Here is a 15,436-nt window from a genome sequence, read left to right on the forward strand (position 1 = left end):
AAAAGCCGAATGGTGAGGGGAAAGGATTGGCGTTGTCAGCGCTCCGTGGCACCTTATACTCTCCAGCCCGATGATCAGGTCTGTCATTTCCATGAAGATTGCCATTTTATCCCGTGAGCCGAAAAACTACTCCACCCGCCGTCTGGTCGAGGTGGCACAGGCGCGCGGTCATCAGGTAGAGGTGCTCGACACCCTGCGCTGCTATATGAATATCGCTTCCCACAACCCCTCCATTCACTACGAGGGTGGGGAGCTGGGAAGCTATGACGCCGTGATCCCGCGGATCGGGGCCAGCATTACCGCCTACGGCACCGCCGTGCTGCGCCAGTTCGAGATGATGAACACCATGGCCCTCAACAGCTCGGTGGCCATCAGCCGTTCCCGCGACAAGCTGCGGGCGATGCAGCTGCTCTCCCGCCATGGCATCGGCCTACCCATCACCGGCTATGCCCACAGTACCCACGACGTGCCCGACCTCATCACCATGGTGGGTGGGGCGCCGCTGGTGGTGAAACTGCTGGAGGGAACCCAGGGGATTGGTGTGGTGCTCTGCGAGACTCAGAAGGCCGCCGAAAGCGTGATCGAAGCCTTTATCCAGACCAACAATAACATTCTGGTGCAGGAGTATATCCGCGAGGCCAACGGCGCCGACATCCGCTGCCTGGTGGTCAATGGCAAGGTGGTTGCCGCCATGCGCCGCCAGGCCCAGCCGGGGAGTTTCGCTCCAACCTGCACCGTGGCGGCACTGCCGAGGCGATCAAGATCACCCCGGAAGAGCGCGCGACCGCAGTGCAGGCCGCCAAGATCATGGGGCTGGATGTGGCGGGGGTGGATATCCTGCGTAGCGCCCGCGGCCCGCTGGTGCTGGAGGTCAACTCCTCCCCCGGCCTGCAAGGGGTGGAAGCCGCCTCCGGCAAGGATGTGGCTGGCAAGATCATCGAGTTCCTCGAACTCAAGGCGAGCCGCAAGAACAAACCGGCGGAGTGAGCCTCAGGCTTGCATCCGTCAGATAGAAACAGGGCGCCATCTGGCGCCTTGTTGCTATCTGGCTGGTGGGTTGGCGGTGCCACTGCGCCCTCACCCTAACCCTCTCCCAAAGGGAGAGGGAACTGTTCGGCAGTGATCATCGCCAGCCGGGCGCTGAAAATTCCGTCCTTCAGCCGGGTATCGATCTTCCAACCGAGTTTCTCGCAGATGCGCTGGATGATGGTGAGGCCACAGCCGTAGCCGAGGATCTGATCCGGCGCCGCCGCCGTCGGGTTGCTGATAGTGAGCACCGGGCCGCACAGCTCGATCTCGATATGTCCCTCGGCATAGCTCAGGGCATTTTTCAGCAGGTTGCCGAGGGCAATGGCGAGCAGGGAGAGGGGGCGTTTACTGCGCTGCTCTCGTCCAGATTAAGCCGGATATCGAGTGCCTCCCGCTGCAACAGTGGGGCGAGGCGGGCCAGCTCCTGACGGATCAGCGGGGTGACCTGTTGCAGTGGCCGCTCCACCGCCTCCTTGCGGCCCAGCAGCAGGAAGGTCTCGGTGAGCAGCGCCATCTCGTCGGCGGCGGCGCGGATGCGGGTGGTGGCGCGGGCGGCCGGTGCGGGCAGATCCGTCACCTTGCCGAGCAGGGCCGCCGAGCCCTGGATCACCATGTTGGGGGTGCGCAGCTCGTGGCTGGCGAAGCGGCTGAACTCCTGCTCGCGAGCGAACACTGCGCTCACCTCCTGCTTGCCGGCCAGCAGGGCCAGCTCGATATCCCGCAGCTCCTGCCAGGGGGCGTCGGGTTCGAAATCCGCCTGATCCGGAGTGAGGTGGGCGACCCTCTGTTGCAGCCGTTGCAGCGGCCCGGTGATATGGCGCACCAACCAGATGCCGAAGCCGAGGCAGGCGAGCAGCAGCGTCAGCCCGATCAGCCGGGTGGCCAGATGCAGCTTGTCCTCGTAGGGGTCGAGGTAGTCGTCGGCGTCGTCGTTGAACACCAGATAGAGCAGTCCCTCGCCGGAGGGGTGACGGGCCACCAGAAAGTGTTTGTCCTCCTTGCCCAGCTGGTGCTCGAAAAAGCCGGGGGTCTGGTAGGGCTTCAGCCACTTGGGCAGGCGGCCCGCCTCGGTCCAGTAGCTGGAGAACTGTCTGGGGCTCGGGGCTGCGGCGGCCGGGCCGAGTCGCAGCCAGTCATCGCTGTAGCGGGTCACTTCGGCTTCCAGCCAGTGGCGCAGGCTCAGCTCCTCCATCTTGTCCTCTGCCACCAGCATCAGGCCGGAGAGCAGGATCAGCAGCACCACCCCGGCGCCGCCGAGCGCCATGATCAGGCGGCGGCGCAGGCTCGGCAGGCTCATGCGCTCACCAGTCGGTAGCCCTGACCGTGCAGGGTCTCCAGCATGGGAGTGGGGAAGGGTTTGTCCAGCGCGTTGCGCAGGGCGTAGATATGGCTGCGCAGGGCATCGGAGTCGGGCTCCTCATCGCCCCAGACGGTGTCGAGCACCTCCTGACGGCTGACGATGGCGGGGGCGCGGCGGGCCAGCAGGGCGAGGATCCGGACGGGATCTTGCCGAGCTTGAGGGGCTCACCGGCACGGGTGGCGCGGCCGCTGGCGACATCGACCGTCAGATCGCCAAAGCTGATGGCCCCCACATCGCCGCGCGGGCCGCGCAGACTGAGGGCTTGCAGCCGCACCTCCAGCTCCTCCATGGCGAACGGCTTGACCAGATAGTCGTCGCCACCGGCCTTGAAGCCCGCCAGCTTGTCCTCCAGGCTGTCGCGAGCGGTGAGAAACAGCACGGGAGTGGCAATCCCCTGCTCGCGCAGGCGAGCCACCGTGCTGAGGCCATCGAGGCGCGGCATCATCACATCCATGATGATGACGTCGAAACGCTGATCCTCCAGCAGTTGCAGCGCCGCCTGCCCGTGATAGGCACAATCGAGGCGGTGACCGGCCAGCTCCAGATAATCCATGATGGTTTCCGCCACCTGAGGATTGTCTTCCACTACCAAAATCTTCATGCTTTGCTCTCCTGGTTGGCGAGCGTTTCACGCTCTTTTCACACCGGATTCGGCATCCTGTTTGCCAGTGTAACCCCGAGGATCCCTGATGAAGAAGTCTCTCTGCGCCCTCCTGCTGTTGATCTTGTTGCCACTTGGCATCGCACAGGCGACCGAATTCAAACTGACCGGCCGCACCACCTGGCAGCTTGGCCAGTTGATGGTCAACGGCATGCCGTTCGTGATCGACGACCAGACTCGCTTCAAGGATTGGCTCAACGAGGATGATCTCGGCGGCACCTGGGTCGAGATGAAGGGGGTGGTGGAGAACGGCGTGCGCTATGTGCGCAAGGTCGAAGCCCTCGACGAAGATGACAAGGACGAGATGGATCTGGAGGGGCCGGTCGAAGGGGGCGGATCTGGGGCTACACCACCTCGGACAGCAGTCTGGCGCCGTTCGAAGGGCGTTGGCTCGAGTTGGAGTGCAAGTTTGACGGCATGCGCCTGAGCCGCTGTCGCGAGGATGACTGAACCACGCCGGTGTGGCTCAGGCGGAAAAATGGTACAGCCGGGTCCATAGTTAAACCTCGCACGGTTTGACCATGGGCCTTTTGCTATGACACGTACTTCTCTCCTGCTGCTGGCGTTGCCGCTCTGCACCTTGGCCGCCGATGGCGAGCTCTGGCTGGTGGAACTTGAACACAACGATGGCCTGCGCCTGCAGTTTCAGGGCGCCGAACTCGAGCTGGCAACGCCGCGCTGAGCGGGGTGGCAGGCAACGATGAGCTCAGACCCGGCATGCGTCTGGCCATCCTCAGCCGCGACGGAGTCGCCGAGCGGATCGGCATAGCCGACGCCATCGCCGGATTCTTGCCGACCAGCCAGTGGCGTCGGGCCGAAGCCTCCCTGCTGGCTGTCAAGGGCCGCACTCTGCGGCTGCAGGGGCTCGGTGTGCTGGCCTTCGATGCAGATACCCGCTGGCTGAACGGCAGCCCGGCCGACCTGCAACCGGGCCGCAAACTGGTGCTGAGCCGGGATGAAGAGGGTCGCCTGACCGAGATCCTGATTGCCAATCCGGAAGATGAATAAAAAGCAGCGCTATGGGGCGCAGCTCTGCCGTTTATTGAACGTGGATGCTTTTGAGCGGATCACAAAGCATTGCTGGTTGCGCTGCTTGTCATGCCGGTATTCGTTGATATCCGCTTCCCTCCTTCCATATCGGCGGGTGAGAGGGGAGGTGTGACACGTATCTCTTGCTTGTTGAGACTGGTCGAATGCCCACTGAGCGAATGGAGTGAGATGCATGTTAGAGCCGTGATAAGGGATGACCAAAGAGTCAGGTCACGGAGAGGGCAAAAGGTTAAAAAAATCCCCAAGCGATGCTTGGGGATTTGTGTATAAGAGCGGCTCTGCAGGAGCCCTTCAGATTAACCGGGAGCGTTAGATGGCCCAGCCACCGGCATAGAAGATCACTAGCGCCAGGGCGATGATGACGGTGCCGATGTTCAGCTTCTTCCACTCGGCAGCAAAGATGCGACCAACGACCAGCGCCACGAAGCCCAGCATGATGCCGGTCACGATATTGCAGGTCAGTACGATGAAGACGGCGCACAGCATGCCGGCGAGGGCATCGACCGAGTCGCTGAAGTCCAGCTTGGTGACGTTGCCCAGCATCAGCAGACCGACGTACATCAGGGCCGGTGCGGTGGCGTAGGCCGGTACCAGATAGCTCAGCGGGGAGAGGAAGATCATCAGCAGGAACAACACGCCGACCAGCGTCGCGGTCAGGCCGGTCTTGCCACCGGCTGCGGTGCCTGCGGCAGATTCGATGTATACGGCAGCCGGAGCACCGCCCACCACGCCAGCGACCATGCTGCTGACGGAGTCGGCAGTCAGAGCCTTGCCGCCGCTGATGATGTGGCCACGTTCGTTGATGAGGCCCGCCTGACCGGCCACGGCACGGATGGTACCGGTGGCGTCAAACACGGCGGTCATCACCAGCGCCAGCACGGTCGGAATGACCACCGGATTGAGGGCGCCCAGCAGATCCATGCTGCCTAACAGCGAACCTTTTTCACCACTCAGGCTCGGCATGGCGAAGAAGCCTTGCCAGGTCACTTTCGGGTCGAAGATCAGGCCAAGGATGGAGATGGCGATAATCACCATCAGGATACCCCCGGCACCTTGCGACGCTCCAGACCGAAGATGGCGGCCAGACCCAGCACCGTCATGATGACCGGGAAAGAGGTCACTTCACCCAGTTGAACCGGCAGACCGGCTCCTTCGTTCTTGATCACCATGCCAACGCCGTTGGTGGCGATCAGCAGCAGGAACAGGCCGATACCTATGCCGGTGCCGTGGGCAATGCCGGAGGAGGTTATCCAGGATCCACTGGCGCACGCCGGTGATGCTGATCAGGGTGAACAGCACACCCATCAGGAAGATGGCGCCCAGCGCGACCGGAATGCTCAGTCCCTGACCCAGTACCAGACTGAACGCGGTAAAGGCGGTGAGGGAGATGGCACAACCGATGGCCATCGGCAGCTTGGCCCACAGACCCATCAGCAGGGAGCCGAAGGCGGCGATCAAGCAGGTCGCCACGAAGACAGGGCCCTGCTCAAAACCGGCGGCACCCAGCATGTTCGGCACCACTATGATGCTGTAGACCATGGCCAGGAAGGTGGTCAAACCGGCCAGCAGCTCCTGGCGCACACTACTGCCGCGCGCAGAAATGGAAAAATAAGAGTCCAAAAAGCCGCCGTTCCCTGATTGGGCGGCCATATCTTGCTTTGCCATAACTTATCCTGAAAGTGTGAAGGAAATCGTTTGCTTTTGTGGCGCGCAAAATAGCAAGAATTCGTGGCAAATACAGCGGATAACCTGACTTTTTTGTCAACATTTTACATTTTGGTTCCATTTGGGTTGTTTTTAGGGCTCAAGCGGTGAGTGCGTGTCAGGCTGGGAGCACACGGTTGGGGGAGAGGAGATCAGTGAGAAAAAAGCGGGGAACAACAAAAAACCCGCCTAGGCGGGTTTTTTAATTCTTGCAGAGCTGTCAGCAGTTGGCGTGAGCCATCAGCAGCATGCTCAGGCTTGAATTACAGACCAACTACGTTGGCAGCAGCCGGGCCTTTCTGGCCTTGCTCGATGGTGAACTCAACGCGCTGACCTTCGTCCAGGGTTTTGAAGCTGGTGGACTGGATAGCGGAGAAGTGTACGAACACGTCTTTGCTGCCGTCAGCCGGGGAGATGAAACCAAAACCTTTCTCAGCGTTGAAGAACTTAACGGTACCAGTCATTTTGTTAGACATAATAATTTCCTTAAATAGTGTTGAAATGCCATTTGCATGGCAAGTTGTGATTTTTCGTCAGCAATACGTATGGGGAGCACTAAAGAAGGAGAATTATTTGATAAGAATTATCCGAGGATAACGCTTATGCTAATCACTGCTTTACTAAAATGACTGCCTAACATAATCAGGTCTGAACTGCCGAACTATCGAGAACGATTAAAACACGCTCTCATTTTTAAAGCAAACTTTATCTCGATATTAATGTTTTGTAACAGCCGGACATCTCATTTTTTTATAGTAAACATGATGTATTTCAACTGTATAGCAAAAACCACTCAGGCAAGTTCGTGAACGACTTTTGACCAAGATAAACAGGTTTGCCCCTGCGCTCCAGCTGTGATTTTCTGCTCTATTTCAGACATAGCTTTATTTCTGTTGATGCTTTTTTCGCTCAGTTTTTTCAATGATAATCCCGACCCTCTCCAGCAGGCCAAGATTTACTTGGCAACTCCAATACCAGTAAGACGCGAACCTATTCGTTCTTCCGGCAAGGTGTTATTTACTATCAGCGTCAGCTCAAGATGAAGGAAGCCTACGCGATCTTGCTGATGGCGACGTTTACCTAGTACCTGAAGCTACACCGGTTATACATAAGCACAAAATGGACCGTATTGAGTCTCAATAAGTGAGCAGAACAGTAAGCTTTAACTGCCGAACTGTTATCCATATTCTAAGTTTTGAATTTTCAATCATAAAAATGCTTAACTGACTGGCATTAGGCTCTCGGCAGCCCTTTTTTAATGTTGTGAGTCAGGAGCTGCCAGGTAAGAAGCCGGCATGATCCGCGCAATTTTTACCATGTTGTTCTCTACTTCGAGAATTTCGATAGGATAACCTGCCAGCCGAAGCCCGATGTTGGGCTGGGGGATCTCCTCCAGGTATTCGAGTATCAGACCGTTGAGGGTGCGTGGGCCATCGATGGGCAGGTGCCAGTTCATCTCCTTGTTCAGCTCGCGCACGCTGGCTGAGCCTTCCACCAGAAACGTGCCGTCCGGCTGGGGATGGATTTCATCGCTCGGCGCTGGCGTCATGGAGGTGGTGAAGTCGCCCACGATCTCTTCCAGAATGTCGTCCAGGGTGATCAAGCCCTGAATGTCGCCGTATTCATCGACGATCAGGCCGATCCGCTCCTTATTGCGCTGAAATTTGGCCAGTTGCACGTTGAGCGGGGTCCCTTCCGGAATGAAGTAGATCTCGTCCACTTCCCGCAACAGACTCGATTTGTTGAACAGATCCTTGGCTACCAGCCGCAGGGCATCACGAGCGTGTAAAAAGCCAACAACATCGTCGATATTGTCGCGATAGAGCAGGATCTTGGTGTGGGCGCAGTGGGCCAGCTGGCGCTGGATGCTCTTCCAGTCATCGTTGATGTCGATGGCGTAGATATCGCTGCGCGGCACCATGATGTCTTCGACCAGCATCTTGTCGAGATCCAGAATGCTCAGCAGCATCTCCTGATGACGCTGGGGGATCAGGTTGCCCGCCTCGTTGACGATGGTGCGCAGCTCCTCGGTGTTGAGGGAGTCATCCTTATTGGGGTTGATCTTCAGCATCTTGAGCAGGCCGCTGGTGATGCCGTTGATCAGCCAGACCAACGGTGAGAGTGGCACCATCAGCCCCTTGAGGATCCAGGAGGCGGGATAGGCGATCTTCTCCGGGAACATGGCGGCCAGGGTCTTTGGGGTCACTTCACCGAATACCAGTACTACCAGTGTCAGGCCGAAGGTGGCGATGGCGACCCCGAGATCACCAAACAGCCGGATACAGACGATGGTGGCGATGGCGGAGGCGAGGATATTGACCAGATTGTTGCCGATCAGGATCAGTCCCAGCAGGCGATCGGGGCGGGCGAGCAGTTGCTCGACGCGACGTGCGGCTTTGTGTTTGGTCTGGGCCAGATGCCGCAGTTTGTAGCGGTTGATGGACATCAGGCCGGTTTCAGAACTGGAGAAGAAGGCGGAAAGAAGGATCAAGATAACGAGAACAATCAGTAATGTGCTCGTTGAGATGCTGTCCAAAAAGGGCTCCTGTTGGATGGTATGGCTAAAAGTATCGGTGTCAGCTCAACAGCACTTCTTTGACGAAGCGGCTGCCAAAGTAGGCAAGGGTCAGGATGACGCTGCCAATCAGACTTAGCGTGATGACTTTGCGACCGCGCCAGCCATAGGTGTGATGGCCCCACAGCAGCAGCACGTAGACACACCATGCCAGGATGGAGAGCACCGCCTTGTGGGATTTGCCTTGGGCGAACATGTCTTCGAGGAAGAAGAGGCCGGAGGCGATGGAGAGGGTCAGCAGCAGCACCCCCGCAGAGATCAGCTGGAACAGCCGTTTCTCCACCGTCATTAGTGGCGGCATGGCTGGCAGGTTACTGATTTTTCTCGATTTAAGTTGTTTGTCCAGACAGGCAAGCTGCAACGCAAACAGGCAGGCGATCATCAATACCGAGTAGGCCATCAGGGCGAGGCCGATATGCAGCAACAGTTGGGGATGGGCCTCCAGATGAGTGATATAGTGTCCCGGGATCAAGGCGCTGGCCGCCAGCAGCAGGGCCGAGAAGCTGTAGACCACCGGTAGCAGGATCCAGCCGTTGAAGCGGCGAGTTACGCAAGTCATGAAGCAACTGATAATAAGGCTGACCAGCGAGGCAACGTTGAGCATGCTCAGGTTCTGGCCGGAACTCTGCAATACCTCTGAACAGAGGACGCTGGCATGGGTGATCAGGGCCAATCCGATACAGGCAAACAGGGAGCGCTGTCCCACCGGCTTGGCGCTCAGTAACAGATGCAGTGAGGCGATGATGGCCAGCAGATAAAACGCCAGGGCCAGAACAGAGATTACGATCATAACCAGGTCGTTGTTGCATAAGCTTTTGAGGGTAAGAGGGGCAGTATACCTTGCACGAGAAGTGCTCGCCAGTTGTGCAACGGCCGATCTGCCCATATATAGGGAGAAGGTCCCTGCTGCTACGGTGCGGTGAATAATCGTCCTCGCGCCCGCTCTGGGTTATAATGCCCCCAATTTATTACGCCAAGAACCGGAATCCGTCATGTTTGAGAATTTGACTGAACGACTCTCGCGCACCTTGCGCAATGTCAGTGGCCGTGGTCGCCTGACCGAAGACAATATCAAGGAAACCCTGCGCGAAGTCCGCATGGCGCTGCTCGAGGCGGATGTCGCCCTGCCAGTCGTGCGTGATTTCGTGGCGCGTGTCAAAGAGCGCGCAGTCGGGCAGGAAGTGGCAAAATCTCTGAGCCCGGGTCAGGCATTCATCAAGATTGTGCACGGTGAACTGGTCACCGTGATGGGTGAGGCCAACGAACAGCTCAACCTGGCTGCCCAGCCGCCCGCCATCATCCTGATGGCCGGTCTGCAGGGGCCGGTAAGACCACCACGGTTGGCAAACTGGCCAAGCTGCTCAAAGAGCGCAGCAAGAAGAAGGTGCTGGTGGTCAGTGCCGACGTCTATCGCCCTGCGGCGATCAAGCAACTGGAGACCCTGGCCAGCGACATCGGCGTCGACTTCTTCCCGAGCGATGCCAGCCAGAAGCCGGTCGATATCGCCACCGCTGCCATCGATCAGGCGCGCAAGAAATTCTATGACGTGGTGATCGTCGATACCGCCGGTCGTCTGCACGTCGATAGTGAGATGATGGCCGAGATCCAGGATCTGCATGCCACCATCAAGCCGGTCGAGACCCTGTTCGTGGTCGATGCCATGACCGGTCAGGATGCCGCCAACACCGCCAAGGCGTTCAACGAAGCGCTGCCGCTCACCGGCGTGATCCTCACCAAGGCGGACGGTGATGCGCGCGGTGGTGCCGCGCTGTCTGTGCGCCACATTACCGGCAAGCCGGTGAAGTTTATCGGTATGGGCGAAAAGACCGATGCGCTGGAGCCGTTCCACCCGGATCGCCTCGCTTCCCGCATCCTCGGTATGGGCGATGTGCTCTCTCTTATCGAAGAGGTCGAGCGTAACGTCGATAAAGAGAAAGCGGCCAAGCTGGCCAGCAAGGTCAAGAGCGGCAAAGGCTTCGATCTGGAAGATTTCCGCGAGCAGTTGGCTCAGATGCGCAACATGGGCGGCATGATGGGGATGCTCGACAAGCTGCCCGGCATGTCCGGTTTGCCGGATAATGTGAAAGATCAGATGGATGACAAGCTCACCGTACGGATGGAGGCCATCATCAGCTCCATGACGCCCAAGGAGCGTGCCCATCCCGATCTCATCAAGGGTTCCCGCAAACGCCGTATCGCCGCAGGCTCCGGCATGCAGGTGCAGGACGTGAACAAGCTGCTCAAGCAGTTCACCGAGATGCAGCGCATGATGAAGAAAATGTCCGGCAAGGGCGGTATGCGCAAGATGATGAGTCAGATGAAGAACATGATGCCCCCGGTTTCGGTGGCGGCCGCGGCCCGTTCTGACTCGGCCCGCGTGTTGATGGGGGTCTGCAGCTGCAGGCCCCTTTTCATTGCGGCTCTGCGCAAAAAATGGCTGGCTTGGTTGCAATTATTACGAATCCAAGTAGAATTACGCGGCTTATTTTAAGCTAGGGTCCGCGTGTTTGCGGGCCTTGTTCATTAGATGTTAATGAGGACGATATGGTAACCATTCGTTTACAACGTGGTGGCGCGAAAAAGCGTCCGTTCTACCAGGTAGTAGTTTCTGACAGCCGTTGCGCCCGTGACGGTCGCTTCATCGAGCGCGTTGGTTTCTTCAACCCGGTTGCTGCTGGTTCTGCTGAAAAGCTGAACCTGGACCTGGCTCGTATCGAGCATTGGGTTGCTACTGGTGCCGCTGTTTCTGACCGCGTTGCCAAGCTGATCAAAGACGCTAAAAAAGCTGCTTAATCAGCTAAACGGTAAGGAGTTAAGGTGGAAAAACCTGTAGTTCTGGGCACCCTGGGTACCGTTTATGGCATCAAGGGCTGGCTTAAAGTGAACTCCTTCACCGATGTTGCCGAAGCGATTTTCGATTACAACCCCTGGCTGATCAATCAGAACGGGGTGTGGCGTGAACTCAAGGTCTCGGCCTGGAAGCGTCACAACAAGGGTCTGATCTGCAAACTCGATGGTATCGATGTGCGCGAAGATGCCCTGGCATTGACCAATGTCGAGATTGGTGTACCCGCCGATCTGTTGCCTGCGTTGCCGGAAGGTGAGTTCTATTGGCGTGACCTGATTGGTTGCTCCGTGGTGACCACCAAGGGATACGACTTGGGCAAGGTGACCGAATTGATGGAAACCGGCTCCAACGATGTGTTGGTGGTTGAGGCCAATGTAAAAGATGCCTTTGGTGCAAAGGAGCGGTTGATTCCGTTCCTGGAAGAGCAGGTGATCAAGCATATTGATCTGACTGCTCGAACAATCGAAGTTGATTGGGATCCTGGTTTCTAGTTTCCCGCGCTAACACGGGTGCCGGAGGTTTCTTATGTGGATTGGGGTCATTAGCCTCTTCCCTGAAATGTTCCGAGCCATTACCGAGCACGGGGTAACGGGTCGGGCCGTCAAGAGTGGCCTGCTGCAGATTGAGTGCTGGAACCCCCGGAGTTTACCCACGATAAACACCGTACGGTCGATGATCGTCCTTATGGTGGTGGGCCTGGCATGTTAATGATGGTTCAGCCGCTGCGTGACGCGATTCATGCAGCCAAGCAAGCGGCGGGAGACGGGGCGAAAGTCATCTATCTCTCTCCTCAGGGACGCAAGCTGACTCAAGCGGGCGTGACCGAGTTGGCGACGAATCAGAAACTGATTCTGGTAGCCGGTCGATACGAAGGTATCGATGAACGCGTGATACAAACCGAAGTCGACGAAGAGTGGTCTATCGGGGATTACGTGTTAAGTGGTGGCGAGCTGCCTGCCATGACCCTGATCGATGCGGTTTCGCGTCTGGTCCCCGGGGTTTTGGGCGATCAGGCCAGTGCCGAGCAAGACTCCTTCACAGATGGCTTGCTGGATCATCCCCACTACACTCGACCGGAGGTGTTGGATGGATTGGCGGTGCCCGAGGCGCTGACAAGCGGCAATCACGAAGTGATCAGACGCTGGCGACTCAAGCAATCGCTCGGACGAACCTGGCAAAGAAGGCCGGAACTTATTAACAACCTAGCTCTGACTGACGAGCAAGAATCACTTCTTGCCGAGTATGTCCGCGAAGTGCGTGACAGCGTTAAGTAGAGTTTTCAGTTTATCCTAGGTAAGGAAAGACAATGAGCAAGATTATTCAGCAGCTTGAACAAGAGCAACTGCGTACCGACATCCCGGCTTTTGCCCAGGGCGACACTGTACGTGTTCAAGTTCGTGTTAAAGAAGGTGGTAAAGAGCGTCTGCAGGCTTTCGAAGGCATCGTTATTGCCAAGCGTAACCGCGGTCTGCACTCTGCTTTCACCGTTCGCAAGATCTCCAACGGCGAAGGTGTTGAGCGTGTATTCCAGACTCACTCTCCGCTGATCCACAGTGTAGAACTGAAGCGTCGTGGTGATGTTCGCCGCGCCAAACTGTACTACCTGCGCAACCTGTCCGGTAAAGCTGCTCGTATCAAAGAGAAGCTCAACTAATTCGATTCGAATTGGTGTCGATATGTCGACAAATAGCTCGACAGGTAGTGAAAAGGCTCGCCAATGGCGAGCCTTTTTTGTATCGTTTATTGGCTATCTCGTTGCCGTTACTGGATGGTAATCCCCCGAAAAACTGAGGTGCTCATAAGTAGAATTTTCTCGTATCTTGAACGCAGGAGGTTCTACATGAAAACATCACGCTTTAGCGATGCACAGATTATCGCCATCCTCAAACAGGCCGAGTCTGGCTCACCCGTCCCTGAGCTCTGCCGTGAGCATGGCATCAGCTCCGCCACCTTCTACAAGTGGCGCTCCAAATTCGGTGGCATGGATGCTTCCCTCATGGCTCGCCTCAAAGAGCTGGAAGAGGAAAATCGTCGCCTTAAGAAGATGTATGCCGAGGAGCGCCTCAAGGCTGAGATCATCTCCGAGGCGATGGCAAAAAAGTGGTGACGCCATCTGCCCGCAGGGAGATGGCGACCAAGGCCGTGGCTCATTACGCTATCTCTATCCGCCTGGCTTGCCAGGTGTTCAAGGTGAGCGAGGGTTGTTATCGCTATCAGCCCGTGCTGGCCGATGAAAACCAGGAGATTGCCGACTGGCTGCTGCGCCTCACCACCAACCAGCGCAACTGGGGGTTCGGGCTGTGCTTTCTGTACCTGCGTAACGTCAAAGGCTTTGGCTGGAACCACAAGCGGGTCTACCGGATCTATCGGGCGCTAGAGCTCAATCTGCGGATAAAACCCAAGAAGCGGCTAGTGCGCGCTAAGCCGGAGCCGTTGGCAGTTCCTGATCAACCGAATCAATGTTGGTCGATGGACTTTATGCATGACCAGCTCAGCGATGGTCGCTCGGTGCGGTTGTTTAATGTGATCGATGACTTCAACCGCGAAGCACTGTGCATCGAGGTGGACTTTTCCTTGCCTGCCTCGCGAGTCAAACGGGCACTGGAGCAGGTCATCGAGTGGCGGGGCAAACCAGCCGCAATCCGCTGTGACAATGGCCCGGAATACATCAGCGAAGAGCTCAAGTGCTGGGCGCAGCAGAAGGGGATTGTGCTGAGGTATATCCAGCCAGGCAACCCACAGCAGAATGCCTACATCGAGCGATTTAACCGCACGGTGCGTTACGACTGGCTGGGCCATTACCTGTTTGAGTCACTGAATGAGTTACAGGAATTTGCCACGAACTGGCTGTGGGTTTATAACCATGAGCGGCCCAATATGGCGCTGGGTGGCTACACACCGAAACAGCGCCTGGCCCAGGCCGCATGACCTCTACTTTTGAGTGCCCTAAAAATGGGGGGATTACCGGATGACGCGTACTACCGAGTTGTCGCGCCCGAAGGGGCCTGGCACATAGTCGTCCGCAGCCCAGTCATTCTCGTAGCGGGTTTCCCCTGCTGGTGTGATGAGCTGATAGCAATATTCGAAGTAACCCGGGCCGTCGGTCGGCAGATTAAGGGTGGCTTTGAACTCGCCGCTCTTCATTCGTTTCAGCTCGACCGGTTGCCACTGGGTGAACTCGCCGATCAGCATCACCTGTTCCGCCTCTGCGCGGCCTCTTTCTCTACAGCAAAGGTCACCTTGACCTCCGGCTTGGACTTCAAAAACTGTTTGATCAGTGGCATGACGCCTCCTTGCCCGTGAGTTTAAAATGTCTCCTGTCTATTTTTATACCACCATATGACAAAATTATTGATAAGACAGATCACGTCGGCAAGGCAAAATAGCGTTGCAGCAAACTGTGGGTGAAGTCGATCTTGAGATAGAAGCCTCGGGGCAGGGTCATGATGGGTTGACCATCGCGGCCGATGGCGCGAGTCAGCGCCTTGTTGTTGGCCGCCTTGGGACGCAGTTGCATCACCTGGCCGTGGCGAGCGCTGATCTGCTCCACTTCCCCCAGCACTATCATGTCCATCAGCTCCTCCCAATCCTGACGCAGTAGCCTATCTTCCTCTTCACTCGGGCTCCACATCAGCGGCATGCCGACCCGTCGCTCGCCAACCGGGATCTCCCGACTGCCTTCCACCGGGATCCAGAGTACCCGGGAGAGCTTGTTGCGCACGTTTGACGCCTCCCAGCGCTGGCCACTGACACCGATCAGCGGGGCAACGCAGACGAAGGTGGTCTCCAGTGGTTTGCCTTGAGGATCCACGGGGATCGTCTTGAGTTCGATCCCCAGCTCCGGGAAGTCCTGTTCCGGCTTGCTCCCTGCGCTGGCCCCCAGTTGCAGCTCGATCAACTGACCGACCCACCCCTTGTCACGGCGCAGATCGTTGGGCACTGTGACGCCAGCTTCGGCGGCCAGCTGCGCCAGCGTGAAGCCGGCCATGGCATAGGCTCGGCTCAATAACTCCTGCTCGGATTGGGGATTGCTTGGCATAGTTGGCTCCATCTTGCTCGCCGTATTCTAACAGGAGAGGATCCCGAGAAGGATCGCTGTTTTTATAACCGATCCTGAGTGGATAAGATCAAATGCAGAGAATTTGGGGGCTATCAGCTCATCATTATGATTTTAAAGGATTTTGTCTGGTTTATCGAGCAGTGCTGCTG

At 57.3% G+C, this 15,436-nt stretch carries 10 protein-coding genes and 8 pseudogenes; 10 read left to right on the forward strand and 8 right to left on the reverse strand.

What is annotated here, in order from left to right; genetic code table 11:
- Nucleotides 1–91 precede the first annotated feature (91 nt).
- Nucleotides 92–987, forward strand: a pseudogene (rimK, locus tag NMD14_02730) (30S ribosomal protein S6--L-glutamate ligase).
- A 95-nt stretch (nucleotides 988–1,082) separates the two neighbouring features.
- Here the strand turns inward: rimK and NMD14_02735 are convergent.
- Both NMD14_02735 and NMD14_02740 read right to left on the reverse strand, forming a co-directional pair.
- Nucleotides 1,083–2,326, reverse strand: a pseudogene (locus tag NMD14_02735) (HAMP domain-containing histidine kinase).
- Nucleotides 2,323–2,990: pseudogene (locus NMD14_02740) on the reverse strand (response regulator transcription factor). The pseudogenes NMD14_02735 and NMD14_02740 overlap by 4 nt, the downstream one beginning before the upstream one ends.
- Before the next feature lie 88 nt (nucleotides 2,991–3,078).
- Between NMD14_02740 and NMD14_02745 the strand changes: the two are divergent.
- The 3 genes and pseudogenes from NMD14_02745 to NMD14_02755 all read left to right on the forward strand — a co-directional run bounded on the left by NMD14_02745 (nucleotide 3,079) and on the right by NMD14_02755 (nucleotide 4,058).
- Nucleotides 3,079–3,500 (forward strand): annotated as a pseudogene (locus tag NMD14_02745) (hypothetical protein).
- 85 nt (nucleotides 3,501–3,585) lie between these two features.
- Nucleotides 3,586–3,732 (forward strand): hypothetical protein, encoded by a 147-nt coding sequence (locus NMD14_02750; GenBank protein ID XEI33386.1) that lies wholly within the window; start codon nucleotides 3,586–3,588, stop codon nucleotides 3,730–3,732.
- A 5-nt stretch (nucleotides 3,733–3,737) separates the two neighbouring features.
- Complete coding sequence (locus NMD14_02755; protein ID XEI33387.1) at nucleotides 3,738–4,058, forward strand: hypothetical protein; 321 nt, start codon at nucleotides 3,738–3,740, stop codon at nucleotides 4,056–4,058.
- Nucleotides 4,059–4,409: 351 nt separating this feature from the next.
- Here NMD14_02755 and NMD14_02760 read toward each other — a convergent pair.
- The 4 genes and pseudogenes from NMD14_02760 to ccsA form a co-directional block, all read right to left on the reverse strand.
- Nucleotides 4,410–5,765 (reverse strand): annotated as a pseudogene (locus tag NMD14_02760) (NCS2 family permease).
- A gap of 302 nt (nucleotides 5,766–6,067) precedes the next feature.
- Nucleotides 6,068–6,280, reverse strand: a complete 213-nt coding sequence (gene cspA / locus NMD14_02765; protein XEI33388.1) for an RNA chaperone/antiterminator CspA — start codon at nucleotides 6,278–6,280, stop codon at nucleotides 6,068–6,070.
- Nucleotides 6,281–7,059: 779 nt separating this feature from the next.
- The gene (locus tag NMD14_02770; GenBank protein ID XEI33389.1) at nucleotides 7,060–8,340 is read right to left on the reverse strand and encodes a CNNM domain-containing protein; all 1,281 of its coding nucleotides are present in this window, start codon (nucleotides 8,338–8,340) and stop codon (nucleotides 7,060–7,062) included.
- 40 nt (nucleotides 8,341–8,380) lie between these two features.
- Nucleotides 8,381–9,169, reverse strand: coding sequence for a cytochrome c biogenesis protein CcsA (gene ccsA / locus NMD14_02775; protein XEI33390.1), 789 nt, complete (start codon nucleotides 9,167–9,169; stop codon nucleotides 8,381–8,383).
- Nucleotides 9,170–9,371: 202 nt separating this feature from the next.
- Here ccsA and ffh point away from each other — a divergent pair.
- The 6 genes and pseudogenes from ffh to NMD14_02805 all read left to right on the forward strand — a co-directional run bounded on the left by ffh (nucleotide 9,372) and on the right by NMD14_02805 (nucleotide 14,155).
- A pseudogene (gene ffh / locus NMD14_02780) lies at nucleotides 9,372–10,746 on the forward strand (signal recognition particle protein).
- 177 nt (nucleotides 10,747–10,923) lie between these two features.
- Nucleotides 10,924–11,172: a 30S ribosomal protein S16 gene (gene rpsP, locus NMD14_02785; GenBank protein ID XEI33391.1), complete on the forward strand. Its 249-nt coding sequence runs from the start codon at nucleotides 10,924–10,926 to the stop codon at nucleotides 11,170–11,172.
- Nucleotides 11,173–11,196: 24 nt separating this feature from the next.
- Nucleotides 11,197–11,718 (forward strand): ribosome maturation factor RimM, encoded by a 522-nt coding sequence (gene rimM, locus NMD14_02790; GenBank protein ID XEI33392.1) that lies wholly within the window; start codon nucleotides 11,197–11,199, stop codon nucleotides 11,716–11,718.
- Between the two features lie 34 nt (nucleotides 11,719–11,752).
- Nucleotides 11,753–12,501: pseudogene (gene trmD, locus NMD14_02795) on the forward strand (tRNA (guanosine(37)-N1)-methyltransferase TrmD).
- A gap of 32 nt (nucleotides 12,502–12,533) precedes the next feature.
- The gene (gene rplS, locus NMD14_02800) at nucleotides 12,534–12,881 is read left to right on the forward strand and encodes a 50S ribosomal protein L19 (GenBank protein XEI33393.1); all 348 of its coding nucleotides are present in this window, start codon (nucleotides 12,534–12,536) and stop codon (nucleotides 12,879–12,881) included.
- 186 nt (nucleotides 12,882–13,067) lie between these two features.
- A protein-coding gene (locus tag NMD14_02805) for an IS3 family transposase (protein XEI33394.1) occupies nucleotides 13,068–14,155 on the forward strand; the annotation gives its coding sequence in 2 pieces (ribosomal slippage) (nucleotides 13,068–13,320 and nucleotides 13,320–14,155; 1,089 coding nt in all).
- 33 nt (nucleotides 14,156–14,188) lie between these two features.
- On the opposite strand, the pseudogene NMD14_02810 reads toward NMD14_02805, so the two are convergent.
- Nucleotides 14,189–14,511, reverse strand: a pseudogene (locus tag NMD14_02810) (isoamylase early set domain-containing protein).
- A gap of 80 nt (nucleotides 14,512–14,591) precedes the next feature.
- Entirely contained in the window at nucleotides 14,592–15,266 is a 675-nt protein-coding gene (mutH, locus tag NMD14_02815) for a DNA mismatch repair endonuclease MutH (protein ID XEI33395.1), read from the reverse strand.
- Between the last annotated feature and the right edge of the window lie 170 nt (nucleotides 15,267–15,436).

Source organism: Aeromonas veronii (genome assembly GCA_041319085.1).
Classification (GTDB): Bacteria; Pseudomonadota; Gammaproteobacteria; order Enterobacterales; family Aeromonadaceae; genus Aeromonas; species Aeromonas veronii_F.

Excerpts from the sequence above, each read along its gene's own strand:
- cspA (XEI33388.1), bottom strand. The coding sequence starts at position 6,280 with ATGTCTAACAAAATGACTGGTACCGTTAAGTTCTTCAACGCTGAGAAA.
- NMD14_02750 (XEI33386.1), top strand. The coding sequence starts at position 3,586 with ATGACACGTACTTCTCTCCTGCTGCTGGCGTTGCCGCTCTGCACCTTG.
- rplS (XEI33393.1), top strand. The coding sequence starts at position 12,534 with ATGAGCAAGATTATTCAGCAGCTTGAACAAGAGCAACTGCGTACCGAC.
- ccsA (XEI33390.1), bottom strand. The coding sequence starts at position 9,169 with ATGATCGTAATCTCTGTTCTGGCCCTGGCGTTTTATCTGCTGGCCATC.
- rpsP (XEI33391.1), top strand. The coding sequence starts at position 10,924 with ATGGTAACCATTCGTTTACAACGTGGTGGCGCGAAAAAGCGTCCGTTC.
- mutH (XEI33395.1), bottom strand. The coding sequence starts at position 15,266 with ATGCCAAGCAATCCCCAATCCGAGCAGGAGTTATTGAGCCGAGCCTAT.